The organism is Limnochorda pilosa, from assembly GCF_001544015.1.
GTDB classification, from domain to species: Bacteria; Bacillota; Limnochordia; order Limnochordales; family Limnochordaceae; genus Limnochorda; species Limnochorda pilosa.
The window spans coordinates 141,347-165,342 of sequence record NZ_AP014924.1; the positions used below are offsets into that span (position 1 = coordinate 141,347).

Sequence of the window (23,996 nt, forward strand, 5' to 3'; positions counted from 1 at the left end):
ACGACCCAGTAGACTGTCGGTGGAGGGGGGAGGCCCGTATGCCCATGTCATCCCATTCTGCTCCGGTCGTCCACCGATCCTCGGCGCCCCCGGGCGCGCCTCGCGGAGGCACCGTGCCGCAGGCCGAGGCTACGGGCGGCCATCCGGGCCGGCCGGCCTGGGACCTGGGGACCCGCCCGGTCATCGTCATCTGGGAGGTCACCCACGCCTGCGCCCTGGCGTGCGTCCACTGCCGCGCCGCAGCCGACCCCCACCGCCACCCCGAGGAGCTCACCACCCAGGAGGGGTACGCCCTCATCGACTCGGTGGCCCGACTGAACCCGGCCATCTTCGTCCTCAGCGGGGGCGACCCCCTCATGCGTGAGGACCTCTTCGACCTCATCGCCTACGCCCGCACCCGGGGCCTGCGCGTGGCCGCCGCGCCCACAGGGAGCGCGCGGGCCACGCCCGAGGCCATGCAGCGCTTCCGGGAGGCGGGGGTGAACACCCTCTCCTTCAGCCTCGACGGGCCCGACGCGGTGATCCACGACAGCTTCCGCCGGGTGCGGGGCACCTTCGACCGGACCGTGAAGGCCATCGAGGCCGCCCGGGAGCTGGGCATCCCCTTCCAGATCAACACCACCGTCACCCGCGCCACCCGGCCCCACCTGGACCGGCTGCGCGAGCAGGTCCAGATCCTGGGCGCCGTCCAGTGGGACCTCTTCATCCTGGTGCCCACGGGCCGCGGCGAGAGCCTGGAGCCGCTTTCCCCGCCGGAGTACGAGGCTTTCCTCGGGTGGCTGGCCGGCGTCGCCGAGGGCGCGCCCTTCCGGGTGAAGACCACCGAGGGTCCCCAGTTCCGGCGGATGCAGGCGGTCCTCCGGGGCGAGCCGCCCGAGCGGTTGCGGCCAGGCGTCAACGCGGGCAAGGGGTACGTCTTCGTCTCCAACCGGGGAAAGGTCTTTCCCAGCGGCTTCCTTCCGCTGGAGGTGGGCGACGTGCGGGCGACGCCCCTGGACCGCATCTATCGAGAGAACCCCGTTCTCCACCAGCTCCGGGACGCCTCGCTCCTCAAGGGGCGCTGCGGCCAGTGCCCCTTCGACCAGGTGTGCGGCGGCTCCCGCTCCCGGGCGTACGCCGCCACGGGCGACTACCTGGCCGAGGACCCGCTCTGCGGGTTCGACCCGGCACAGGTCCGCACAGCGTAAGAGCTTCGTCATGAGGGTGCTGTCCGACCATGACACTCATTCGTGTGCCGGGCGATCCTAGAAAGCCATAGACTCGCCGGCGAACTGCCCAGCGCAGTGAGCCTGATCGGCTCTCGCACACCCAGGAACTCGCCCAGGCTGCCACCTACGGCCGCACCGATAGGTACGGTCATCCACGTGCTCGCCCGCATGGTGGCGCTGACGCGGCCAAGCAGGTGAGGGGGAGTGCCGGTCTGCCAGAGACTCACCTGACTCACCGAGCTCTCCGGATCCAAAGCCGGCTCTTTCAGCGGGCCCTAAGCCCTGCGGCCAGAAGCGGCGCCAGCCTGTGGCTACGGGCACCCCGCCACATCAGCTGACCATGCTGACTATCGCCACGACCGCCGGCAGAGCCGCTGTCGCGATGAGTGCCTTAACCAGCGGTACTCGCGCTCCGACTGAAAGCAGGATTATGGTTAGAAACGCGCCGAGCGCCAAACTTCCTTGCAACGCAGAACGGAGCACGACACCGTAGTGCAGTTGCGCGTCAACTATTCCGTAGGCGCTTGCCAGGCGCTCAAGAGGAAGGTTTTCCGCTGACGCACGCAGTACCGGGGCTATCTTGGGCTGCACGAGAACGCGGGTTAGGACAGCCGCCATGAGTGCCACGGGCGCCAATCCCACGCCTGTGGCTCCGAAAACCCGAGCAAGGTTAACCTGTTCAGCAAGCGCGCGCAGGAGCATGGCCGCCGCCAATGACCATACTACCCACCCACCCACAACGACTCCCGTATCCATTACGAGTTGTATCACGGCCGACAACCCACTGAATGGGTCAGCCACACCCCTACCCGCGAGGACGTGCTCCGCGACGAGGAGTGCCGCACTGCGTAGCCCAGCCAAAGAAGCCATGTAGAAGCCGGAAAGTTCAAGGACCGCATGGGGCAGTAGATGCGTCATGACCACATTGGGTCCCATCACACTCCCAACCCAGAGCGCGGCAGCGCTCTCGCACGCTTGGGTGAAGACGCAACATCGATACATTCTCAACCTCGCCGTTGCGCGCATCGATTTCCCGAAGAGCTGCTGCCACTTCGTGGGCGCTTGCTCTTTCTGCCGCGAAGGCATCGGCCTCAAGCTCGTAGCGGCGTGATAGTGCTGGGAATCCAAGGAAAGCCGCAACATATGCTACTACAACTACCACTACCACGCCTGGTTCGGGAATTCTATCCCGCAAAACCATGATCAGAATGGCGGCCGCACTTGCCAGCACGAAGCTCCAACCCAGCATGCGCCATCCGTGTCGCCTCTCTATGTGTCCAATCTCGTGAAGGTAGACCGCCAGGCGTTGTTTTTCTCCTAACTCATCGACCAAGTCGCTGGTAACGAAGACCTGTGGTCGGATCAATCCGACCGCAACCGCGTTGAGCGTCCCTGTACCCTCTATGACCCATGGTCGTACCCATGCTCGACCGTGGGAGGTTCTGTTCGTTGCATCGTGCCAGGCAGGATCTTCGTACTCAACGGCCCCAAGTGCTCTCCTGACGAATCCAGGTAGAACCAGTGTCGAAAGGAGATGGAGAAAGGAAAGGCTGGTGGGGAACAACAGGGGAGCATGCTGGAGGACATCTATGACAAGATCGGGGACCGCAATGAACGCAAGAGTCACTGCAAGGGGTCCAACGAGTGCGGTCATATTCTGCGCAAAGTGAAGAAGTCCGAGAACACGGGGCTTGGCCGAAGAACGAGTCCTTCGCCGTACCGAAACCACGACGACCAGGAGGGCCCCCTGTGCTAGCGCGAAGTCGAGTACGAAGAACCCCAGAACTACGACGCCAAGCCCTAAAGCGTATCGCATCGTTTGAAGCGGTCCGAGGAAGAGTCTCACGTGGAGCGCGCCCCACAGAGCCATGAAAGCTGCCGACGCTATGAGCGCCGAACGCTCCGCCCTAGCCGGGGGAAAGGACTTCACGATAAGCGCTGTTGCTGCCAGATACGCAATCAGTACGGCAACGAAGGGCAGAAAGTGCCGTACAAAGTATGATGTTTCCGGCAGGACAGCCCGGAGTGTCTGTCCTGGTTTCAATTCAACGCAACCACGGACCGCGCGATCCGTTGGTACGTGCAGAGCAATGTCGCGCGGAGCGCAGACCCGCAAGGGGCGACCCAACTCGGCCGCCAGGATGGCGGCGGCTGATACAGCATCCGTGCCCCGAACGAGGAGAGTGGACCGCTCCCCCGATTTCTGGCGGTGAACCCGCCACTCGTAGACCTGAGCGACGCCCTCGACTCTGACCACGAGATCGTGTGGAATCACCACTCTCAATTCGTTCGGGTAAACAAGATTGGCTTCTGGGATTGAAGTGGCAGCCCGAGCGGTGAAGAATCCAAGGGCAAGGGCGGTATACAGAGCGAATAGAAGGATGGCTGCCTCATTTCGACAGAGACTCGGGCGCCTTTCGTGAGTCCCGCTCGGGCTCCGCACTTCGATCCCCCTCGTCCAGAGTCATAAGCCAGGTCTCGACTACAACCCAGTGGCGAGGCCGGCTAGCGCGCCCCAGGGCCCACCGTAGACGAAGCCCCAGGCGGCGCCTTGGATCGTGGAATGAAGTGCTCCGACGGCCCCCACAGCTCCAGCAGCCACCGGGCCTGCCCCGGCAGTCGCGACACCGATTGCAGCCCAGAACGCGCCAAGCGCACTGGGAGCGATCAGCAGCGCACTGAGCATCAAGGCGAGCCACAGAGCCAGCACGTAGTTGCGTTCTCGGTGAACCAACACCGCTCTCATGTGGGTTTCCCTCCTCCCTGTCTATGGAGCTCCCGCTGAAGAGGCGAGGTCATGTCTCATTCTCCATTGGATGGTATCTACCGTCAACGCAAGCGGTAGTCCTTAGCGACAGGACCGCATCTTCCATTGGCTGCCATACGTGAGGACCCCGGCGCTACGCAGGATCGGTCCGTCATGCGTCAGATTGCTCGTGCTAGAGCCCAAGTTCTGGATTCGGCCCCAGGCAGCGCTCTCGACAAAGCCCCCTGAGCCACTTGCACCCGACGTCTGTATGCAGAGGCGGCGTCGGGGTAGTGGAGAGCGTGTCCGCGAGCCGTTGGAGGTACAGGGTGTGATGGCGCGATTGAATGGGCCCTCCCACCTGGTGTAGGAGAAGACGGGCCCCGGGAGGCGGTGAGCCTCACCCGAGTCGCGGCGGCTCGGGCGAGCGTGACCAGGAGCACGAAACGCTGGCAGTGCCCCGAATGTCGGACGCGGCAGCCTCTCCACGAGCTGACGAAGGCCAACCGATCCGCGCTTGCGGAGCAATGTGGGGTACAGCCAGGCCGTTCCTCCGGGCGCAGCCCACCACTTCGCCACCAGCCCCTCCTGATTGCCCTGGGCCCATCCTGACGCGTCGGCCCCTGGGTCTTCCCGTGCTATAATGGAGCGTACCTTGCGTGGTCCGAGGCCGCGGGGCGTCTCCGTGGGAAGGCTTCCCGGACCGACGGTGGGGGGAGCGGAGCGTGGCGCGGTCCGGGCCCTGGATGCCCATGGAAACCAATATCCAGGCGTGGCTCATCGACGCCGGCGGCGTCTCGGAGGCGTTCGGGAGCCGTGGCAGAGCCGGGGAGACCCCGCCCCGGCCTGGCCTGCGCGTGAAGGTGGCCGGGGCCTCTCTGGAGCGCCTTCAGGCCCTGGCCGAAGCGGCAGGCCCGCTTGGGATCGAGGTGCGGTGGGATTGGGGCGCCTCCGGGGGAACGCCTGGCGCCGAACGACCACCCGGACCGCTCCCGGTGCCGGAAGCCGCCCGCGTTCGGAACGAGCCTCCCGGTCGCTGGAGCCAGGATGCAGCCGACGGGCAGGGGCTGATGCTGGGGGGGTCCCAGGAGCAGCTTCAGGCCCTGGTGGAACGCTGGCAAGACCTGGACCCCCAGGCGGCGCTGGCCCTTGAGGCGGGCCTCAGGGCCGGGCTCTCCCGGCCCGAGCGCTTCCGGGCCCGAGGTACCGTTTACCCGCTGGCTCGCTTCCCCTACCTGCTGGGCATCCTCAACGTGACCACCGACTCCTTCTACTCCGGAGCCCGCCACTTCGGCACGGACGCGGCCCTGCGCCGGGCGGAGCAGGTGGCCCGGGAGGGCGGCGACTGGATCGAGGTGGGCGGCGAGTCGGCCCGGGGCGGCACGCCCCTTTCGCCCGAGGCAGAGGCCGAGCGGGTGGCCCCGGTGGTGGCGGCCCTGCGGGCCCGCATCCCATTGCCCGTTGCGGTGGATACCTACAAGCCCCAGGTGGCCAGGGCCGCGGTGGAGGCAGGCGCCTCGCTCATCAACGACATCTCGGGTGGGGCCGACCCGGAGATGTTCCGGGTGGCCCGGGAGACGGGCGCGGCCCTGGTGCTCATGCACCTGACGGCGCGGCCGAAGGAGGAGTACGAGGACCCCGGGTACCCCTCCACCCTGGACGCGGTCCGCTGGTTCCTGGGCGAGCGGCTGGCCCTGGCCCGGGAGGCGGGCGTGGAAGAGGAGCAGCTCCTGGTCGACCCCGGGCTCAACTTCGGCAAGCACCCCCGGCGGGACCTGGAGATCATGCGCTCGCTGAAGAGCTTTTCGGCGCTGGGTCGCCCCCTTTACCTCGCGACCTCCCGTAAGGACTACCTGAGGGACCTGCTCGGGCTGCCGCCCGAAGAGCTCCTGGAGGCCACGGAGGCGGCCGTCGCCTTCGCGGTTCTCCAGGGCGTGCAGCTCTTCCGGGTGCACGACGTGGCAGCCGTGGCTCGGGTGCGCGCGGTCGCATGGGCCATCCACGAGGCAGTGGCCGCCGGGGCGCGGGGGTGAGCCGGCGGCAGGCCGGATGCGCATCGTCTGGGCAGGGGAACACCGGCAGCGGCAGCAGAGGAGGACGGTTCATGCGCGTGGACGCGGAGCGGAACGGTACCACCCGGGTGCGGCCGGGAGTCGCCCTGGAAAGGATCGAGGCCGCGGTGCGGGAGATCATCGAGGCCATCGGGGAGGACCCGGGGCGGGAAGGCCTGCAGGAGACCCCCCGCCGTATCGCGGAGATGTACGCGGAGCTCTTCTCCGGGCTCAGGGAGGACCCGGCCCGTCACCTGGCCGTCTCTTTCGAAGAAGGGCACGACGAGATGGTGATCGTGAAGGAGATCCCCTTCTACTCCATGTGCGAGCACCACTTCATGCCCTTTCACGGCGCCGTGCACGTGGGCTACCTGCCCCGGGGCCGGGTGGTGGGCATCAGCAAGGTCGCCCGGGTGGTGGAGGACCTGGCCCGCCGGCCCCAGCTTCAGGAACGTCTCACGACCCAGGTGGCCGACACCCTCATGCAGGGGCTGGAACCCAGGGGCGTGGGGGTGGTCATCGAGGCGGAGCACACCTGCATGACGGCCAGAGGTGTGCGCAAGCCGGGCAGCCGCATCGTCACCTCGGCGACCCGCGGGCTCTTTCGCGAGAACATGGCCACCCGCCACGAGTTCCTCTCGCTGATCGGGCGGGGCCTGAAGGGCTAGTCCGGCCCGGGCCCCGGGTGAAAGGGCTTCGGGTCGATCCCGTCGCTTGACGGCCGCCGGAGCGGGCGCTATGCTCAGGAGTGTACGGGGTGGGGTATGAAGGCCCGCGGCGACGGTGCAGCGCCTGAGCCGGAGGGCGAGGAGGTGACTCGGTTGCCCCGAACGAGGGAGACCGCCCTGCCGGGCCTGAAGGTGGACGTGCAGGAGGGGCCCGATGAGGAACGGCTCGCCCCCCTGCTGGCGCGGATGCGGCGGATCGAGGGGCAGGCGCGCGGCATCCAGCGGATGCTCCAGGAAGGCCGCCCGTGCCACGAGGTGGTGATGCAACTCGCGGCCATGCGCGCGGCCCTGTCGAAGGTCGGGATGGCGCTGATCGCCGACAATCTGGAGCGGTGCGTCTCCCAGGGGGATGACCCCCGTGCCACGCTGGACCAGGCGCGCGATCTGCTCATGAAGTTCAGTTGAAGGGGGAAGCCTGTTGGCCCTGTTGCAGGAACGGGACCGTCAGTACGTCCAGACCTTCTTCAAGGAGCGCTTGGAGCGGCCGGTGAAGATGCTGGCCTTCGGCCAGCGCCCCACGAAGCTGGAAGTGCCCGGCGTCCGCCGGAACCCGCTCATGGAGCAGACCCTCGAGCTGGTGGAAGAGGTGGGGCAGCTCTCCGACCTCCTGGAGACGACCGTGGCCTACGCCGGCGAGAACGAAGATCTCTTCGACCAGTGGAACGTCCCCAAGGACCGGCTCCCGGCCCTTGTCCTGCTGCCCGAGGACGGCGTCGACCGGGGCGTCTGGTTCTTCGGCGCGCCGGCCGGGTACGAGTTCCGCACCCTCATGGAGGATCTGGCCGACCTCTCCAGCGGCGCCACCTCGCTCAGCCAGGAGAGCCGCAGCAAACTCCAGGCCCTGGCCGATCCCGTCTACATCCAGGTCTTCGTTACACCGACCTGACCGTACTGTCCCCAGGCGGTCCGCCTGGCACATCAGTTCGCGATGGAGAGCGAGAAGGTCCGGTCGGTGATGATCGAGGCGAGCGAGTTCCCGGAGCTCTCGCGGCGCTACGGCGTCTACGGCGTGCCCAAGACCATCATCAACGAGACCGAAGAGGTGGAGGGGGCCGTCCCGGAGTCCGTCTTCCTCGAGGCGGTGCTTCGGGCCACGAACGGCAAGGCGTGAGGAGGCGGGGGCATGAACGACGGAGTCCCGGCCCTGATCGTCCACGGCGGCGCCGGCTCGATCAGCGACCCTGAGGGTCATCGAGCCGGCGTCCGGCGCGCGGTGGACGCGGGCTTTGCGGTGCTGGACGACGGCGGTTCCGCGCTGAATGCGGTGCTGGCGGCGGTTCGGGTGCTGGAGGACGATCCCGTTTTCAACGCGGGCACGGGGTCTTGCCTGACCCTCCAGGGCGAGGTGGAGATGGACGCGGCCGTGGCCCGAGGGGACGGGGGCTTCGGCGCAGTCACCTGCGTGCGGGGGGTCCGGCACCCTGTGGACCTCGCGCGGGCGGTGATGGAGCGCACCGACCACCTGATCCTGGCGGGCGAGGGTGCCGTGCAGCTGGCCCGGAGGCTTGGCTTCCCCCCCTACAACCCCGTCACCGAAGAGCGGCTCGCCCAGTGGCGCCGGGCGCTGGAGGCGGCGGAGCGGGGCGAGGGACGGTTCAGCCGCCGGGGAGGGTGGTACTCCACCGTGGGCGCGGCGGCCAGGGACGCCTCGGGAGCGGTGGCGGCCGCCACGTCCACGGGCGGCATCGTCCTCAAGCTTCCGGGCCGGGTGGGCGACACCCCCGTGCCCGGGGCGGGAACCCACGCCGGGGTTCATGGCGCCGCGTCGGCCACCGGCCACGGGGAAGGCATCCTGCGGCTGGCCCTCACCCGGGGGGTGGTGGAGGCCATGGAGAGCCTCTCAGCGCAGGAAGCGTGCCGGATGGCCGTGGACCGCGCGAGGGCTGCCGGCGTGGAGGCGGGAGTGATCGGCGTGGACCTCCAGGGGCGCGTGGGCTTCGCCTTCAACACGCCTTCCATGGCCTGGGCCTACCGCGTGGCCGGAGAAGCCGCGGTGGCCCACGCGGGCGGTCCCCAAGGGGTGGAGCCCGCCGCCCGCTTCTGATCCCAGCCTGCGCGCACGTCAGAAAACGAGCGCAGCTTCTGCCCTACTCTGGAAGGAGTCCGACCGGGCGGGAACGAAGTGAGAACGAGTGGCGGGAACGACGTGGCCCAGCTCGTGCATACTGGACACACAAGGCCCGCAGCGGGCCGGGCCCTGGCAGGGAAGGAACTCCCGGGGCCCGGCGGGAAGAACCTCTGGGGAGAGGTGGACCATGCGGCTCGTCTTCCTCGGACCGCCTGGCGTGGGCAAGGGCACGCAGGCAGAGATCCTGGCGCAACGCGAAGGCATTCCGGCCATCTCCACCGGACAGATCCTGCGCGAGGCCGCCCAGAGCGAGGCTCTGGGCCCGTCGCTCCGCCGGATCATGGAAGGCGGGGGCTTGGTCCCCGACGAGGTCATGGTTCGGATCATCGAAGAGCGCCTGGGTCGCCCCGACTGCCGCCCCGGCTTCATCCTGGACGGGTTCCCCCGAACCCTCGGGCAGGCCGCGGAGCTCGATCGGCTCCTGGAACGCCTGCATCTGGAGCTGGACGCGGTGCTCCTCCTGGACGTGGACGAGGAGCGGCTGGTCCAGCGCCTGGTCCAGCGTCGCGTCTGCTCCCGGTGCGGCGCCAACTACCACCTCACCTCCCGCCCGCCCGCCCAGCCGGGCCGCTGTGACCGCTGCGGGGGCGAGCTGGTGCAGCGTGAGGACGACCGCGAGGAGGTCGTCCGGGAGCGGTTCCGAACCTACCGCCAGAAGACCCTGCCCCTGGTGGAGTACTATGCCTCGCGGGGGCTCCTTCGGACCGTGGATGGCGACCAGCCTATCGAAGCGGTAGGCGCCGCCATCGAGGCGGCCTTGGCGCGCCGGGCCCTTCCGGGCGCCCACCGGCCCGAGGCAGGCGACGGAGGTCCCTCCCCCAGGCAGGCGGCCGCCGGCCGCGGCTAGCCCGGGCCGGAGGGGCAGGCCGGGTGCGAGCCTGAGGCCGACAGCCGGCGCAGGCCCTCAGGAAGAAGGCCCGCCGGTCTGGGGGATCAAGAGCCTCCCCATCGCCAGGACGTTCTCCTGCCAGTAGGTGCCGCCCGGACGGGCGAAGGTCTCGACGACTTTCCCCGCCCTCGCAGAGGCCACCACAAAGTCCACCCGCTCAGGGGAGAGGCGGGTGATGATCGCGACGCCCTGCGGGTCGCCGCTGCGCCCCTTGAAGAAGAGGAGGTCCCCAGGCACCGCCGACGCCAGGTCGACCGCGTCCACGTTCCAGTAGAAGAGCGCCTGGCTGCTGGCATCCGTCGCCTCGCTCAACCCCGATTCGGTGGCTTGCCAGAGAAAGGTGAGGCCCGGTACCACCGACCGGTACACGTTCACCACCAGGCCCGAGGCGTCCACCCCCATGGATCCCGGGTCCGCCCCGGCCTGAACCGCGTCCAGGAACTCCTGCAACGTCGTCTGGCCAGCCAGCTTGAAGGGCATGCCTTGCTGCGTCTCGTCGCCCACCGGATAGCTCAGACGGGCGTAGCTCAAGGCCTCCTCGGCCGCCTGAGCCGCCGCCTCGACGCTGAGGGGCTCGCGCGGCGCCGGCGCCTGCTGGCCGGTCGCGTGCACCCCCAGGACGAGGACCGCAGCCAAGCCCAGGCAGGCCGCCCTGCGTACCCTCATGGATCGCGCCATGCTCTGTCCCCCTTCACCCGGGGTGCGCCGGACCCATCCGGCGCACCCGTGGAACCTGCTCTTCACTGATTCGGAACGTAGCTGTAGAAGCCCTGCCCCGTCTTGCGCCCCAGGTGTCCGGCCGCCACCAGGCGCTTGAGGAGCCGCGGGGGTGCGTAGCGGGGGTCACCCGTCTCCTGGTGGATGGCCACCAGGACGTCGTGGATCACGTCGAGCCCTGTCATGTCCGCCGTTTCCAGAGGCCCCATCTTCCACCCGTAGCCCAGGCGCATGGCCCGATCGATCTCCTCCGCGGGCGCCACGTTCTGTTCCAGGAGCTGGATGGCCTCGATCATGGTGGGCACGGCCACCCGGTTGGCGATGAACCCGGCCACGTCGGCCCGTACCTCGACCGGCTCCTTCCCCACCTGCCGAACGAAGGCGAGTCCGGCCTCCACCGTCGCGGGCCGGGTGCGCAGCCCGTGGATCACCTCCACCAGCGGCATGAGGGGAACGGGGCTGAAGAAGTGGAGCCCCATCATCCGGCCGGGGTCCGAGAGGGCCGCGGCCAGACGTGTGATGGGGATGGACGAGGTGTTGCTGGCCAGGAGCGCCGACGGCGCCCGCGCTTCCAGCTCGCGAAAGACCTCCAGCTTCAGCTCCAGGCGCTCGGGCACGGCCTCGATCACCAGGTCGGCCTCCCCCGCCCCGCTCCAGTCCAGGGTGGGGGTGACCCGCTCGAGCACCGCCTCCGGCGCCTCCGCGAGGCGTCCCTTCTCGTGCAGCTTGGCCAGAGACCAGCCCATGGACTTCACGGCCCGGTCCAGAATCTCCCGGCCCACGTCCCGCAGCGTCACCCGGATGCCCGCCTGGGCCGCCACCTGTGCGATGCCGCCCCCCATGAAACCTGCGCCCACCACGAAGAGCCGCTCGATGCCCAAGAGCTCACCCCGTTTCCAGGAGATGTCCCGCAGGGGCTGCCTGCGACCACGTACTCTCGGCTTCGCTGCTCGGGCGTGCGCCTCCTCTCCTGGCAGGCAGCCCCGCTCACGGCGGGCCGTGGGCGGGGGCGTGCTCCTTTCCTCTCATCCGGTGGACCCCACCCCGGGCAGACTACTCTGCGGCAACCGCCCAACGAGGGGGAACAGCGGTGGCGGGTACGGTGAAGAACGCGCAGGAGATGCAGACGCGCCTGCGCCGGGCTCAGAACGCCATGATGGAGATCGGGCAACTGGGCCGGCAGTTGGGCACGGGCCAGAAGCAGCCGAAGGCACAGCAGCAGGCCCGCCTGCAGCAGCTGATCAACGACGTCGGTCAGGAGCTGCAGGAGATCCAGCGATACGCGGACCGGCAGTTCTCGTAACGCCGGAAGGCTCACCCGCCAGGGGGACGCGGGAGAGCCCGCGTCCCCCCTCTCGCGCGCCTGAGGCTACCGAGCATGGTTCTCGTTCGCAAGAGGGGTCTCGGCCAGGCAGGAAGCCGACGCCCGCGTGCGAAACCATCACGAGCGGGCGGGTGCGTCCCGCGAAACGTGTGCGGGCCGCACAGCCACGCCGTCGTCCGGGAGTTGAACGTCACGGTGAGCCTCGATCTCTTCGCGACCGTACCGACCTTGAACGAATCCCGTCTGAACACCCTGGCGCCGCCGCACGCCTTCCGGGGCATCTCCCACCTGGCCCCGGGCCAAACGGCGGGCCGCGGTGAAGGCTCCTTCGACGTGGAACCCTACGCCCGTCTTCTCCAGCGGCTGACCGGCGTCGACCTGCTGCAGGAGGAACCCGAAGGGGTCACCCGGGTGCCCAAGGAAGAGCGGAGCACCACCCGGCCCTTCCGGGTGCGGCGGGTACCGCCCCACAAGGTGGCCGAGGTGGCGGCGCACCTGGCGGGGGCGTTCGAGAGGAGCCCCGACGGCCCTCCCGCCGCGGGCGCGGCCGAACGGCGCGAGCCGGTGCACGCCGCGACCGCCGCCGGCGGGGCGGTGCGTGCCCCAGGTGGAGACACGCCGCCCCCGGTCGCTGGAGGCGACGGTCCTCCTCCGCCGCCGGAAGACGGTGCGGGCGAGGAGCGGCCTCTGACGCGCGAGGAGTGGCAGGACCTGGTCCGCTTCTTCCAGGTCTGCGCCCAGCGCCGGTACGCCGTTACCATCCGCCTGGAGTGAGCGCCTTCAAGGGTTCCCCCGGTCCGGCCGGATCACCGTCCATCCGGGCGGCAGGCCGGAGGCCTCGACACGGACGGTGCGCCCCCGTCCCTCCACCTTCAGGTCCATGCGCCCGGGCCCCGCGGGAAGGCCGCGAAGGGTGAGCCAGGGCAACCACTCGGGGAGGAAGGGATCCAGCCGGACCTGCCGCGCGGCCGCGTCGACCTCCAGGTTGAGGAGGCTCTCCACGAGCAAGAATGGAACGGCCGCCGCCCAGGCCTGAGGCGAGCAGGCCACCGGATAGGGGGCGGGCCCGCCCGGTCCGGCTGGGTGACCGGCGAAGAGCTCGGGCAGGCGGCGCCAGGGAAGCGCCCTGGAGGCGTCCAGGATGCCCCGCACCAGCCGGGCGGCCTCCTCGCCGCGGCCGAAGCGGGCCATGCCACGGGCGATCAGGGCGGTATCGTGGGGCCAGACTGATCCGTTGTGGTAGCTCAGCGGGTCGTAGGCGCGCTGGCCCGCGGCCAGGGTGCGGATGCCGTAGCCCGAGAAGAGGTCCGACTCCATCAGCCGGCGGGCCAGAGCGTCCCCCTCCGCCTGCTCCAGGGCGCCGCACCAGAGCAGGTGGCCGGGGTTGGAGGCGAGGGTGGCCACGGGCCGTTTCTCGCCGTCGAGGGCCAGGGCGTAGCGACCTTCGCCCAGGGAGAAGTGCCTGGCGATGGACCGCTGGAGGCCGCGGGCCCGGGCCTCGAGCTCGCCGCCTCGCCGGGGTTCGCCCCAGAACCGGGCCAGGGAAGCCGCACCCTTCAGCGCGGCCACCAGGTAGCCCTGGACCTCCACCAGCGCGATGGGAGGCGGGGCCAGGGTGCCCTCGGGCGTGACGGTGGAGTCGAAGGAGTCCTTCCATCCTTGGTTGGGCAGAAGTCCCTGCCCGTCGTATTCCAGAAAACCGTCGCCGTCCAGGTCGCCTTCGCCGGTGATCCACGCGAGGGCGGCCTCCACGTGAGGCCGCAGGCGTGCCGCCGCTTCCGTGTCACCCATCCAGCGGGTCAGGTCCGCGGCCAGGATGAGGAAGAGGGGCGTGGCGTCCACGCTTCCGTAGTAGGGGGTGTGAGGCACCGTGCCCATCCGGGCCAGCTCGCCCCGGCGCAGCTCGTGCAGGATCTTGCCGGGGGCCTCTTCCCGCCAGGCATCGTGGCCTCTGCCCTGGTAGCGGGCCAGGGTGAAGAGGGTGGCCCGGGCCAGCGCCGGGGTGAGAAGCAAGGCCTCCCGGGCCGCGAGGAGGCTGTCCCGTCCGAAGAGGACCGCAAACCAGGGGACCCCCGCCGTGGGGACCGGACCGTCGCCCATGTCGGTCGCCAGGCTCAGTAGGTCCCGGCGGCCGCGCTCCCACAGGAGGACCAGGTCCTCGTCGGGGGCCTCCACGGACGTGGTCGCCTCGAGCCAGGCCTGCTCCGCGTCCTCCCGGCGCTGGACCTCGTCGGCCATCAGGTGGTCCAGGGGCCGGAGGGGGCCGGCGGCGGCTCGCTGCCCGTGGGAACGGGGCGTACCCGCCGAGCCAGCGGGCGCCTCCTCCGGGCCGGGCATGGTTCCCTCGCCCACCTCCACCCGCACGCGTACAATGAAAGAGGCCTGGGGTTCCAGCGACAACTCGAAGAGGAGGTCGCCGTCCTCCACCCGACCCTCCGGCTCCACTCGGACCCGGGTGAAGCGGGCGACCCCGTCGCGCCCCTGATAGTCGAGGCGAAACCCGCCGGGGGAGGTCTCCCGCGCTACGGGTGGCCGCTCGTCCTGCAGGGGGTAGCCGCGCACCAGGAACATGTCCGCAAAGTCGGCGTCGGCCACGAGCCGGAGCTTCAGCTGGAGCGGCTCCCGGTGGTGGTTCACCAGCCGGACCTCCTCGTAGAAGGCCTCGCCCACCACGCGCCGGCGTTGGATCTCCACGGCGTAGGGGGAGACGGCGGCCTTCCGTTCCAGGGGATGGCCCATGAGTGCCCGGCTGGTGCACCCGTCCGTCCAGGTGTGCAGGGTGGCGGGCCGTTCGCCGTCCACCAGCCACTCCAGGCGGGAGAGGTAGCGGGTGTCCTGACGGAAGAGGCCCGCCTGGCCTCCGGCCAGGCGATCGTCCCCGTCGGTGAAGAGGAAGAGGTCACCAGTCTTGAGCACGTAGCCGTCCATGCCACACCTCCGGTCCGTAACACCGAACGGGCCGGCCCCGCAGGAATGGGCCTGGCCCGGAGCGAAGCCTCTCGGGGCATTCGCCGGAGGCTCCGTGACTCCTTCCCGCCCGCCGGGGCATGGCAGGCCGCTCAGCGCCGCAAGCTAGGGTGGGCGAAACGGGCGAAACCGCCGGCGCTCAGGGAGGTCCGCCATGCGACGTCTCTACCCGTCGCCCGCCGACGTGGAGGCGGCACACCGCATCTACGACGAGCTCGCCTTTCCCCCGCCGCCCCCGGGGCGACCCTACGTGTGGATCAACATGGTCAGCACCCTGGATGGGCGCGTCACCCTGGGGCGGGGCCGCATTCGAACGCCCCTGGGTTCCCGGCTCGATCGGACCCTCATGGCGCGCATGCGGGTGCACGCCGACGCCGTCCTGCAGGGCGCGGGGACCGTACGCGACGCCGGGTACTTCCCGGGCGTGCCCGACGACCTGCGCGAGTGGCGCAGGGCCCAGGGGCGGCAGGAGCACCCGCTGGTGGTGGTGATCACGGGCTCCTGTACCCTTCCCCTGGAAGCCCCGCTCTTCAGCCGGGCTCCCCGTCGCCCCCTGGTGATCACCAGCCGGCGCGCGCCGGAAGAGCGCGTGGCCGCCGTTCAGGCCGTGGCGGACGTGGAGGTGGCGGGCGACGAGCAGGTGGACCTCCCCCGCGCCCTGGCCTTCCTCCGCACCTCCCGCGGCGTCGAGTACCTGCTTTCGGAGGGGGGGCCCACCCTCAACCACAGCTTCTTCGCCGGAGGGCTGGCTGACGAGCTCTTCCTCACCGTGACCCCCCGCATCGATGGGTACCGGGCCGACCTCACCCCCGTGGACGGCCCGTCGGTGATCGAACCGCTGCCCCAGATGGAGCCCGTGAGCATCCACCTGCACGAGGGGGAGCTCTTTCTCAGGTACCGGCGGGCCGTTGAAGCAGGCCGGGGCGGCCAGAGGTGACCGCCCCGGGGCGCCCGCCAGAGGTGGGCTCACCGCTGGACCAGCTTCACCAGGGCGCTGGCGATGGCTTTCTGCTCCGACTCGTCGGCCGCCCGCCAGAGCTCCTGCAGGACGGCTTGCTCAGGGGCGGCGGGCGCCACGTTGCCCGCCAGGAAGTCCCCGATGGTCTCGGCCTGGTTGGCGATGCTCTCGTGCCCCAGGCCGGCCTTCTCGCCGGCGTGTACCGCCTTCGACAGCGTCTGCTTCCACTGGTCCCAGCCCATGTTCAAATCCAAGCCCTTCCCCCCTTCCTCCCCGATGGGACACCGGGTGCATCCTTAGCTTGAGGGGGCGTACCCTCGGGGATGCACCGCGGGCTCTGGAAGATTCCCGCGGGGAGGGCTTCAGGCATGGCGGCGGGGACGGGGGAGACGGTAGCGGAGGTGAACCGATGGAACCTCAGGACGCATCCGGGTCGGTGCTCTTCGACCCGTCCCGTCGAGCCGACGTGAACCTGGTGGAAGGGGATGGGCAGATCCGGCTCGTCTTCCGGCTGCGCCTGCGCCAGCCTGGCGTGACGCCCCGGGTGGAGTGGCGCCAGGCCGGCTGGACCACCCTGTCCATGGAAGACGTGGGTCTCCTGGGCGAGTGGGCCGTCTTCCAGGCCGTGATCCACGTCCAGGACCCGGCCCGTCCCGTCGTCTACCGGTTCTGCCTGTCGGGCCCGGAGGGCGAGCGTTTCTTCGGGCCCGCGGGCCTGGCGCCGGAACCGGAGGCTGCCGGCAGCTTCCAGCTCCACCCGGGGACGCAGGCCTCCTTCCCCGTGGTGGCCTGGACGCGCGGCCGGGTCTTCTACCAGGTCTTTCCCGACCGCTTCGCCAACGGCGACCCTTCCAACGACCCGCCCGGCACCACGCCGTGGGGTGGCGCCGTGCGGCCCGACACGGGGAGCCAGTACTTCGGCGGCGACCTGGCCGGTCTCATCGACCGGCTCGACTACCTGCAGGACCTGGGCGTGGGCGGCCTCTACCTGAACCCCATCTTCTCTGCCGGAAGCTCCCACGGCTACGATACCGTGGACTACCTCCGCATCGACCCGCGCCTGGGCGACCTGGACACCTTCCGCACCCTGCTGGACGAAGCCCACCGGCGGGAGATGCGGGTGATCCTCGACGCGGTCTTCAACCATACCGGCACGGGCTTCTGGGCCTTCCAGGACGTCGCAGAGCGCGGCGCGGCCTCCCGCTACAAGGACTGGTACCACTTCCACGGCTTCCCCGTGAACGTGGAGGTGCCCAACTACGAGGCGTGGTGGAACGTCCCCTCGCTTCCGAAACTGCGGGTCTCCAACCCGGACGTGCGGGCGTACCTGATGGGCGTGGCCCGCTACTGGACCCGCCTGGGGATCGACGGGTGGCGGCTCGACGTACCCAACGAGATCCGTGAGCCCGGCTTCTGGGAGGAGTTCCGCCTGGTGGTGAAGGGCATCAACCCCGAGGCGTACATCGTGGGGGAGATCTGGCACGTGGAGCCCGAATGGCTTGAGGGGACCTGCTTCGATGCGGTGATGAACTACCCTCTGGGGCGGGACGCCCTGGTGCCCTTCTTCCGGGGGAAAGGCGGCTTCGGCGCCCGTGAGCTGGACCGGGCCGTCCAGCGGGCGGTCCTGGCCTATCCGGAGCAGGCGGTGACGATGAACTTCAACGTCGTGGGCTCCCACGATACCGCACGCGTCCTCACCGCGCTCGGGGGAGGCAACCTGGGCGTTGAGCCGGACCCGGGGGCGGTACGGCGCCTGAAGGCGCTCATGAGCTTCCTCTTCGCCCTCCCTGGCGTCCCCGTGATCTACTACGGCGACGAGCGCGGCATGCTGGGCGAGAAGGGCGAGGATTGGGACGCGCAGCGGGCCCCCATGCCCTGGGACGAAGGCGCGGTCCGCGCCGGCGCGGAGATCTTCGACCATCTTCGAAAGCTCGTGCGCCTCCGGCGGCAGCATCCCGCCCTGGTGGGGCCGGTGGTGACCCGGCTCGCCCTGGACGACGCGCAGGGTCTCTACGCGTGCGCCCGGGGCGGCGGGGGGGAGGAGGTCGTGGCGGTCACCACCCGCGAGGCGCGGAGGGTCCACGTGGTCCTCGCCGGCCTGACCGGCCGCTTCCGTGACCTCGTCCGGGACGAGAGCCTCCACGCTGGAGGTCAGGGCCTCAACGTGGAGTTGGATGGGCCCGAGACGCGGCTCATCGTGAAAGAAAGCTGACCGCACCTTCACGCGGGCTCGACCCGGCGCGGGAGGATTCTCACCTTTTCCTGCGAATGATGCTTATTACCTAAACCCGTATAGGTACCTCGTGACCCGAGGGGCACCCGTCACGCGCCCGCCGGGTCCCTGGTGCCCGCGAGGAGGCTCGACATGTCCCTGGCATGGAACCGGCGGGAGTTCCTCCGGAGGGGGATCCTCACCGTGGGGGCCGCCGGTCTGGCCGTCTCGGGGCTCGGCCCTCTGGCTCGGGCGGCTGCTCCGTTCCCGGGCGTGGGGCCGGCCACCCGGGATCCCAACCGCCTGGTCGCCCTTCCCGGAAAGCGCCCGCTCGTCCAGATCTACGACAAGCCGCCCGTCTACGAGACGCCCACCGCGTACCTGATCGGCGACGAGCTCTACCCCCTCACCAACCGCGACGCGTACTACGTGCGCTGGCGGGAGGCGCTCATCCCCGAGATCAAGCCGGAAGAGCTCCGCCTGGAGGTGGGCGGGGACGCGGCGGTCCGCCCCCGCACCTTCACCCTGGACGAGCTGAAGGCCTTCGGCGAGGTCTCGGTGGCTGCCGTGGGCAGCTGCAAGCGGAACGCGAGCGGCACCCTGCGCCCCATGTTGGGCGGCGTCCCCTGGGGGAAGGGCGACGTCTCCGCGGCCAAGTGGACGGGGGTGCGGGTGAAGGACGTGCTGGAGGCTGTGGGCGTCAAGGAGAACGCCGTCCAGGTGGCCTTCAAGTCCGCGGGCTTCACCATCGCCCTGGCCGCGCAGGAGTACTGGCGCATCCAGTCGGTGGACGAGATGATGGACCCCAAGGCCATCCTTGCCTACCGCATGAACGACGGGGAGATCCCCATCTGGAACGGCGCCCCGCTGCGGCTGGTCAACCCCGGCGAGTACGCCCCTGAGTGGGTGAAGCAGGTGGTGCGGATCGAGATCCGCTCCACCCCCATCGAGAACCGCTGGGCCGGCACCCACGCCGGACCGGACCCCATCCGGATCGTCTCGCTGGTCACCACCCCCCAGGACGGCGAGAGGCTCCCCAGCGGCCGGGAGGTGGAGCTCACCGGTGTGGCCTACGACTCAGGCGTCGGCATCGCGAAGGTGGAGGTCAGCATCGACGGCGGCAAGAGCTGGGAGCGGGCCTCCCTGGAGCCGCTCTCTCCGCACGGCCGCTACGTGTGGCGGGTGTGGCACTACCGCTTCACTCCCAGGCAACGGGGACCGCTCACGGTCTTCACCCGGGCCACGGGCGTCGAGGGTGAGGTACAGCCCTTCGGGGTCCAGGAGGCCCATTACACCAGCAACGGGCGGCGCATGAACTCCATCGTCGAGTTCGCCGCCCACCTGGAGGTGGTGTGAGGTGCGCATCCCGCGCCGCTCGTCGCTCCCGGCGGCCGTGGCCCTGGGGGCGCTGGTGCTGGCCCTGGTCCTGGGCCCCGGAGGGGAGCCCGTGAGCCGGGGCCAGGCGGTCACCCCCTATGCGGAGCTCCCCCTGGAGGCCTGGGAGCTGGAGCCGGGCGAGGACGCCCAGCTCGTGCAGGCGTTCTGCACCATCTGCCACTCCCTCGCACCCATCATTCAGCACCAGGGCTTCACCAAGGAGATGTGGGCGCAGGAGGTCGACAAGATGCGCCAGCAGCACGGGGCGCCCGTGGACGACGCCACCGCCGCAAAGATCGTGGCTTACCTCCAAGAACACTACAGCCAGGAAGCCCTCCAGGCCGGCCGGTAGCCGCGGGCAGACCCTGTCGGGCGCTTCGGTTGAAGACCGGAGGGGCCCGGGACAGGCCCGGGCCCCCTCCCCGTCCGGCCCCGCCTCCGCGTGGCAGGGCTTCGGTGCGGCCAGCCATGCGCCGCCTCTACGCCCGGCCCGGCTCGGTCTGGCTGCGGGCATCCAGGAGCCGCTCCAGCTCGTCTTCAGGGAGCACCTTCTCCTCCCGGCAGAGGGCGCGGATGGTCTGGCCCGTCTCGTACGCCCGGTGCGCCAGGTCCGCCGCCCGATCGTAGCCGATGCGGGGTGCGAGCACCGTCACCATGGCCAGGCTCTGCTCCACGAGGCTCTCGCACCGCTGGCGGTCGGCCTCCAGGCCGGCGATGCACTTCTCCTGGAAGTTGGCCGCCGCGGCGCCCAGGAGCTCGATGGACTCCAGCAGGTTGTGGGCCAGCACCGGCATCATCACGTTCAGCTCGAAGTTCCCCCGCTCGGCGGCGATGGTCACCGTCAGGTCGTTGCCCATCACCTGCGCCGCCACCATCATCACCGACTCGGCGATGACGGGGTTCACCTTCCCGGGCATGATGGAGGAGCCCGGCTGCACGGGCGGGATCTTGAGCTCCCCGATGCCGCAGCGGGGCCCGGAGCCCAGGAAGCGGATGTCGTTGGCGATCTTCATGAGGCTGACGGCCACGGCCTTGAGCGCTCCCGAGGCCGAGACGGCCGCGTCCTTGGCGGCCTGGGCCTCGAAGTGGTTCTCGGCCTCCTGGAGGGTGAGGCCCGTCCTCTCCGCCAGGCGGGCGATGGTCCGCCGGGCGAACTCGGGATGGGTGTTGATGCCGGTGCCCACCGCGGTGCCGCCCAGGGCCAGCTCGGCCAGCTCGGCCTGGGCCTGCCGCACCCGCCGGATGCCGTGCTCGACCTGGCTCGCGTAGCCGCTGAACTCCTGGCCCAGCCGGATGGGCGTGGCGTCCTGCAGGTGGGTGCGCCCGATCTTCACGATGTCGTCGAAGGCCCGCGCCTTCTCGGCGAGGCCGGCGTGGAGCTTCCCCAGGCCGGGCAGCAAGCGGCGCTCCATGGCCTCCAGGGCCGCCAGGTGGATGGCGGTGGGGATCACGTCGTTGGACGATTGCCCCATGTTGACGTGGTCGTTGGGGTGCACCTTGCGGCTGCCCCGCTCGCCGCCCAGGATCTCGCTGGCCCGGTTGGCGATCACCTCGTTCGCGTTCATGTTGGTGGAGGTGCCCGAGCCCGTCTGGAAGATGTCGAGCACGAACTCGGCGTCGAGCTTGCCGTCGGCTACCTCCTGGGCCGCCCGGACGATGGCCTCGCCGCGCTCCCGGTCCAGCTGCCCCAGCTCCATGTTGGTCTCGGCAGCGGCCAGCTTGATGAGCCCCAGGGCCCTGATGAACGACCGCGAGAAACGGAGGCCGCTGACGGGGAAGTTCAGCACGGCCCGCTGGGTGGACGCCCCGTAGTAGGCCGGCGCAGGAACCTCCATCTCACCCATGGAATCCCGTTCGATACGCACGTCGCTCAATGCTCCCAAACCTCCTCACGCGGGAAGAGCTCCCGATAGTACCCCCTACCGTTTCACTTCGTCACCGGCGGATCGATTCATGCTCCATCCAACCGTTGACCTTCCCGGAAGGCGGCGGTATTATCGCTAGTGATGAGTATCGCTGGCGATAGCATCCACGAGAGGGCGCCGGAGACGGCCTCGCCCCTGGACCGAATCCTGGACCGCTCCAAGCTCAGCGGCAGCCTCCTGCTTCGGGGCCTGCTCCCTTACTACGTTCTCCTCTTGCTCCGGGACGGGCCCCGGTACGGAAACCAGATCCTGGGCGCCATCGCGCGGGAGACCCGCGGGCGGTGGAAGCCCTCGCCCGGCGGTCTCTACCCCCTCCTGCGCCGGCTGCGGGCTGCCGGCTACATCGCCGAGGAGGCCGGCGAACCGCGTGGGGGCCGGCTGGCCCGGCGCTATCGCCTCACCGCCGCCGGGGCCCGGGCCCTGGAGGCGTTGCGGGACCAGCTGAAGCCCATGCTGGAGGAGACCATTCACCTGCTCCAGGTCCACCTGGAGCAGCTCAAGCGCTGGGAAGAGGCGCGCCGGGGCGAAGGAGGCGACCAGGGACGGTGATCCGGGAAAGAGGCTGGGCCGTGCGGGTGGAGGAGCTCGTCAAGAGCTACGGGGCGGTGCGAGCCCTGGCGGGCGTATCGCTGGAGGTGCCGAGGGGCGTCGTCCAGGCGGTGCTGGGGCCCAACGGGGCCGGCAAGACCACCCTCTTCGCCATCCTTTCCACCCTGCTCGTCCCTGACCGCGGCAGCGCCGAGGTGCTGGGGCTGGACCCGGTCCGGCAGGCGGCTGCGGTGCGAAGGCGCATCGCCGTCACCTTCCAGGAGACGGTGCTGGACCCCGAGCTGACGGGCCGGGAGACGCTGGTGGACCACGGCCGTCTCTACGGCCTGCGGGGGCGGGAGCTGGCCCGCCGGGTGGACGAGGCGGTGGAGGCGGTCCAGCTTCAAGACGCGCTCAACCGCCGCACGGGAACCTACTCGGGCGGTATGAAGCGCCGTCTGGAGCTGGCCCGGGGGCTCCTAACCCAGCCGGAGCTCCTCATCCTGGACGAGCCCACCCAGGGGTTGGACCCCCAGAACCGGACCTACTTCTGGGAGCAGGTGCGGGCCCTGCCCGGGCAGGGGACCACGGTGCTCCTCTCCACCCACGCCATGGAGGAGGCGGAGGCGCTGGCCCATCAGGTGGCCATCATCGACCAGGGGCGGGTCCTCACCCAGGGAACGCCCGGGGAGCTGATCACGAATCTGGGTTCCGAGCAAGTGATCGTGGCCGGTAGCGGCGAGCCGGCGTCGCTGGAGGCCCGCCTGCGGGTGCTCCCCTTCGTGCGGGGAACGCATCCCAACGGGCGGGGCCTGCGGGTGGAGGTGGATTCAGGTGCCCGCCGCCTGGCCCAGCTCGCCCAGCTCGCGGCGGACGCCGGCTTCGCCGTGGAGGAGATGGCGGTACGGCGCCCCACGCTGGAAGAAGTGTTCCTGAAGCTGACGGGAAGGAGCCTGAGGGACTGATGCCCGCAGCGGCCACCATCTGGGCTCGACAGGTGCGGAAGTTCACGCGGAACGGCATGGAGCTTTTCGGAACCGTGCTCCAGCCCCTGCTCTGGATGGTCCTCTTCGGCGCCGGGGTGCAGGGGGTGATGGCCCGGGGGGTCGACCGGCCGGAGTACCTGGCCTTCATGACGCCGGGCATCCTGGCCCTGACGGCCGTGATGGGCGCCGTGGCCGGCGGGGCCTCCTTCCTGGAGGAGCGGCTCCGGGGCATCGTCAAGGAGTACTGGGTGGCGCCCATCGCCCGCTGGAGCATCCTGGTGGGGACCCTGGCGGCCAGCAGCACCAAGGCGTTGATCCAGGCGGGCCTCATCCTGGTCACGGGCCTGTTCATGGGGGCCCGGCCCGTGGGTGGACCTGCCGGTTGGGTCGCCTCCCTGGGGCTGCTACTGGTTTTCAGCATGGGTTTCGCGGGCGTGGCGGCGGCGGCCGCCATGACGGCCCGCTCCACGGGAGCGTATCACGGCGTCATCTTCCTGCTGAACCTGCCGCTTCTCTTTGCTTCCAACGCGCTGGTGCCGCTGGCCGTGCTTCCGGGGTGGCTCGCCTGGCTGGCCCGCCTCAACCCGGTCACCTACCTGACGGCGGCCGTGCGGGCCCTCACCTACGGGCAGCCCTCCGAGATCCCCACCCTCGCGGCCTCGGCCGTGCTCCTTCTCTTCGGCGGCGCGGGCGTCCTGCTGGCGCTGGGATCCTTCCGGCGGCTCTCGCCCTGACGCGGCCGGCCTCCGGAGCGACCGGCCAGCCGCCAGGGGCGGGCGCGGCTCTTCAGTCGCCCCGGTACCCCGCGGGCAGGGCCACCCGCTGCCCGACGATGACGAAGCCGTCCTCCTCCATCGCGTGCAGCACCGCCTCGGGCGACTCCAAGGGCCGTCCATCCCGGGCGAAGTGTTCCCGCCCCTCGCCCATGTGCCTGCCGATGACCTGGAGCATCTGCTCGCGGGTGGGTCCCTCCCTGCCCGACGGGGGGTCGAGAGCCATCTCTGCGGGAAGGCCGGCCGGCCGCCCGTCGAGAGCTTCGGGACGGGGGGCCGCAGGCGCCTGGGGCTCCTTGGGGCGGTGGGCCGCCCCGTTGGCCAGGATCTGCTGAGCAGTGCCCTCCAGCGCCCGGGCGATGGCCTCCCGCACCCGGGCCTCCACGTCGTTCTGCCAGGACCCCGCTCCTTCCATGCCGGGCTCTTCCAAGGGCGTCACCCCCCTTTCACTCTCCCGCAAACGCGCCGGCTTCTCCCCC

24 protein-coding genes and 1 pseudogene are annotated in these 23,996 nt (G+C 70.1%); 17 read left to right on the plus strand and 8 right to left on the minus strand.

The annotated features are described in order from the left end of the window. Nucleotides 1-113: 113 nt before the first annotated feature. Complete coding sequence (locus tag LIP_RS00630) at nucleotides 114-1,187, plus strand: radical SAM protein (RefSeq protein ID WP_068132957.1); 1,074 nt, start codon at nucleotides 114-116, stop codon at nucleotides 1,185-1,187. Between the two features lie 351 nt (nucleotides 1,188-1,538). Here LIP_RS00630 and LIP_RS18735 read toward each other — a convergent pair whose 3' ends face one another. After that, nucleotides 1,539-1,835, minus strand: a complete 297-nt coding sequence (locus LIP_RS18735) for a hypothetical protein (RefSeq protein ID WP_158509503.1) — start codon at nucleotides 1,833-1,835, stop codon at nucleotides 1,539-1,541. A gap of 259 nt (nucleotides 1,836-2,094) precedes the next feature. Continuing rightward, complete coding sequence (locus tag LIP_RS17295; protein ID WP_158509504.1) at nucleotides 2,095-3,054, minus strand: M48 family metallopeptidase; 960 nt, start codon at nucleotides 3,052-3,054, stop codon at nucleotides 2,095-2,097. Nucleotides 3,055-4,679: 1,625 nt separating this feature from the next. Between LIP_RS17295 and folP the strand changes: the two genes are divergently transcribed. From folP to LIP_RS00670, 7 genes and pseudogenes are all read left to right on the plus strand, one after another. Next, nucleotides 4,680-5,987 (plus strand): dihydropteroate synthase, encoded by a 1,308-nt coding sequence (folP, locus tag LIP_RS00640; protein WP_068132963.1) that lies wholly within the window; start codon nucleotides 4,680-4,682, stop codon nucleotides 5,985-5,987. A gap of 71 nt (nucleotides 5,988-6,058) precedes the next feature. Next, nucleotides 6,059-6,673, plus strand: coding sequence for a GTP cyclohydrolase I FolE (gene folE / locus LIP_RS00645; RefSeq protein WP_068132964.1), 615 nt, complete (start codon nucleotides 6,059-6,061; stop codon nucleotides 6,671-6,673). 153 nt (nucleotides 6,674-6,826) lie between these two features. Next, on the plus strand, nucleotides 6,827-7,138 hold the full coding sequence (locus LIP_RS00650) for a metal-sensitive transcriptional regulator (protein ID WP_068132967.1): 312 nt from the start codon (nucleotides 6,827-6,829) through the stop codon (nucleotides 7,136-7,138). A gap of 13 nt (nucleotides 7,139-7,151) precedes the next feature. Then, a complete protein-coding gene (locus tag LIP_RS00655) occupies nucleotides 7,152-7,619 on the plus strand; it encodes a hypothetical protein (RefSeq protein ID WP_198409621.1) in 468 nt (155 codons plus the stop codon). A gap of 12 nt (nucleotides 7,620-7,631) precedes the next feature. Then, a pseudogene (locus LIP_RS19220) lies at nucleotides 7,632-7,844 on the plus strand (thioredoxin family protein); the annotation flags it as partial. Nucleotides 7,845-7,856: 12 nt separating this feature from the next. Then, nucleotides 7,857-8,777 (plus strand): isoaspartyl peptidase/L-asparaginase family protein, encoded by a 921-nt coding sequence (locus LIP_RS00665; RefSeq protein WP_082725666.1) that lies wholly within the window; start codon nucleotides 7,857-7,859, stop codon nucleotides 8,775-8,777. Between the two features lie 211 nt (nucleotides 8,778-8,988). Next, nucleotides 8,989-9,708 carry an adenylate kinase gene (locus LIP_RS00670; protein ID WP_082725667.1) on the plus strand — a complete coding sequence of 240 codons (720 nt, stop codon included), beginning with the start codon at nucleotides 8,989-8,991 and terminating at the stop codon, nucleotides 9,706-9,708. A 57-nt stretch (nucleotides 9,709-9,765) separates the two neighbouring features. Here the strand turns inward: LIP_RS00670 and LIP_RS00675 are convergent, their stop codons facing one another. Together LIP_RS00675 and LIP_RS00680 are read right to left on the minus strand one after the other, a co-directional pair. After that, nucleotides 9,766-10,428 (minus strand): NlpC/P60 family protein, encoded by a 663-nt coding sequence (locus tag LIP_RS00675; RefSeq protein ID WP_068132975.1) that lies wholly within the window; start codon nucleotides 10,426-10,428, stop codon nucleotides 9,766-9,768. 62 nt (nucleotides 10,429-10,490) lie between these two features. Continuing rightward, the gene (locus LIP_RS00680) at nucleotides 10,491-11,348 is read right to left on the minus strand and encodes a 3-hydroxyacyl-CoA dehydrogenase family protein (RefSeq protein WP_144440250.1); all 858 of its coding nucleotides are present in this window, start codon (nucleotides 11,346-11,348) and stop codon (nucleotides 10,491-10,493) included. 209 nt (nucleotides 11,349-11,557) lie between these two features. On the opposite strand from LIP_RS00680, the gene LIP_RS00685 reads away from it, so the two are divergent. Continuing rightward, a complete protein-coding gene (locus LIP_RS00685) occupies nucleotides 11,558-11,770 on the plus strand; it encodes a hypothetical protein (RefSeq protein ID WP_068132979.1) in 213 nt (70 codons plus the stop codon). Between the two features lie 216 nt (nucleotides 11,771-11,986). Next, a complete protein-coding gene (locus tag LIP_RS00690) occupies nucleotides 11,987-12,565 on the plus strand; it encodes a hypothetical protein (protein WP_068132982.1) in 579 nt (192 codons plus the stop codon). Nucleotides 12,566-12,571: 6 nt separating this feature from the next. On the opposite strand, the gene LIP_RS00695 is transcribed toward LIP_RS00690, so the two are convergent. Beyond that, a complete protein-coding gene (locus LIP_RS00695) occupies nucleotides 12,572-14,719 on the minus strand; it encodes an amylo-alpha-1,6-glucosidase (protein ID WP_068132984.1) in 2,148 nt (715 codons plus the stop codon). Between the two features lie 193 nt (nucleotides 14,720-14,912). Here LIP_RS00695 and LIP_RS00700 point away from each other — a divergent pair, with 193 nt between their 5' ends. Then, entirely contained in the window at nucleotides 14,913-15,695 is a 783-nt protein-coding gene (locus LIP_RS00700) for a RibD family protein (protein WP_068132987.1), read from the plus strand. A gap of 29 nt (nucleotides 15,696-15,724) precedes the next feature. On the opposite strand, the gene LIP_RS00705 is transcribed toward LIP_RS00700, so the two are convergent. Further along, entirely contained in the window at nucleotides 15,725-15,970 is a 246-nt protein-coding gene (locus tag LIP_RS00705) for a DUF3243 domain-containing protein (protein WP_144440251.1), read from the minus strand. Between the two features lie 155 nt (nucleotides 15,971-16,125). Here LIP_RS00705 and LIP_RS00710 point away from each other — a divergent pair, with 155 nt between their 5' ends. From LIP_RS00710 to LIP_RS00720, 3 genes are all read left to right on the plus strand, one after another. Beyond that, the gene (locus LIP_RS00710; protein WP_068132990.1) at nucleotides 16,126-17,928 is read left to right on the plus strand and encodes a glycoside hydrolase family 13 protein; all 1,803 of its coding nucleotides are present in this window, start codon (nucleotides 16,126-16,128) and stop codon (nucleotides 17,926-17,928) included. A 153-nt stretch (nucleotides 17,929-18,081) separates the two neighbouring features. After that, nucleotides 18,082-19,284 (plus strand): molybdopterin-dependent oxidoreductase, encoded by a 1,203-nt coding sequence (locus LIP_RS00715; RefSeq protein ID WP_068132993.1) that lies wholly within the window; start codon nucleotides 18,082-18,084, stop codon nucleotides 19,282-19,284. 1 nt (nucleotide 19,285) lies between these two features. After that, entirely contained in the window at nucleotides 19,286-19,657 is a 372-nt protein-coding gene (locus LIP_RS00720) for a hypothetical protein (protein ID WP_068132996.1), read from the plus strand. A 127-nt stretch (nucleotides 19,658-19,784) separates the two neighbouring features. On the opposite strand, the gene LIP_RS00725 is transcribed toward LIP_RS00720, so the two are convergent. Continuing rightward, nucleotides 19,785-21,179 (minus strand): class II fumarate hydratase, encoded by a 1,395-nt coding sequence (locus tag LIP_RS00725; RefSeq protein ID WP_082725669.1) that lies wholly within the window; start codon nucleotides 21,177-21,179, stop codon nucleotides 19,785-19,787. 132 nt (nucleotides 21,180-21,311) lie between these two features. On the opposite strand from LIP_RS00725, the gene LIP_RS00730 reads away from it, so the two are divergent. Genes LIP_RS00730 through LIP_RS00740 form a run of 3 tightly spaced genes read left to right on the plus strand, consistent with a single transcriptional unit; the run spans nucleotide 21,312 to nucleotide 23,478 of the window. Then, nucleotides 21,312-21,779, plus strand: a complete 468-nt coding sequence (locus LIP_RS00730; RefSeq protein WP_068132998.1) for a PadR family transcriptional regulator — start codon at nucleotides 21,312-21,314, stop codon at nucleotides 21,777-21,779. Further along, the gene (locus tag LIP_RS00735; protein ID WP_198409622.1) at nucleotides 21,776-22,723 is read left to right on the plus strand and encodes an ABC transporter ATP-binding protein; all 948 of its coding nucleotides are present in this window, start codon (nucleotides 21,776-21,778) and stop codon (nucleotides 22,721-22,723) included. The genes LIP_RS00730 and LIP_RS00735 overlap by 4 nt, the downstream gene beginning before the upstream one ends. Next, entirely contained in the window at nucleotides 22,723-23,478 is a 756-nt protein-coding gene (locus LIP_RS00740; protein WP_068133001.1) for an ABC transporter permease, read from the plus strand. Before LIP_RS00735 ends, LIP_RS00740 begins: the two co-directional genes overlap by 1 nt. A 52-nt stretch (nucleotides 23,479-23,530) precedes the next feature. On the opposite strand, the gene LIP_RS00745 is transcribed toward LIP_RS00740, so the two are convergent. Beyond that, entirely contained in the window at nucleotides 23,531-23,947 is a 417-nt protein-coding gene (locus LIP_RS00745; RefSeq protein ID WP_144440252.1) for a hypothetical protein, read from the minus strand. Between the last annotated feature and the right edge of the window lie 49 nt (nucleotides 23,948-23,996).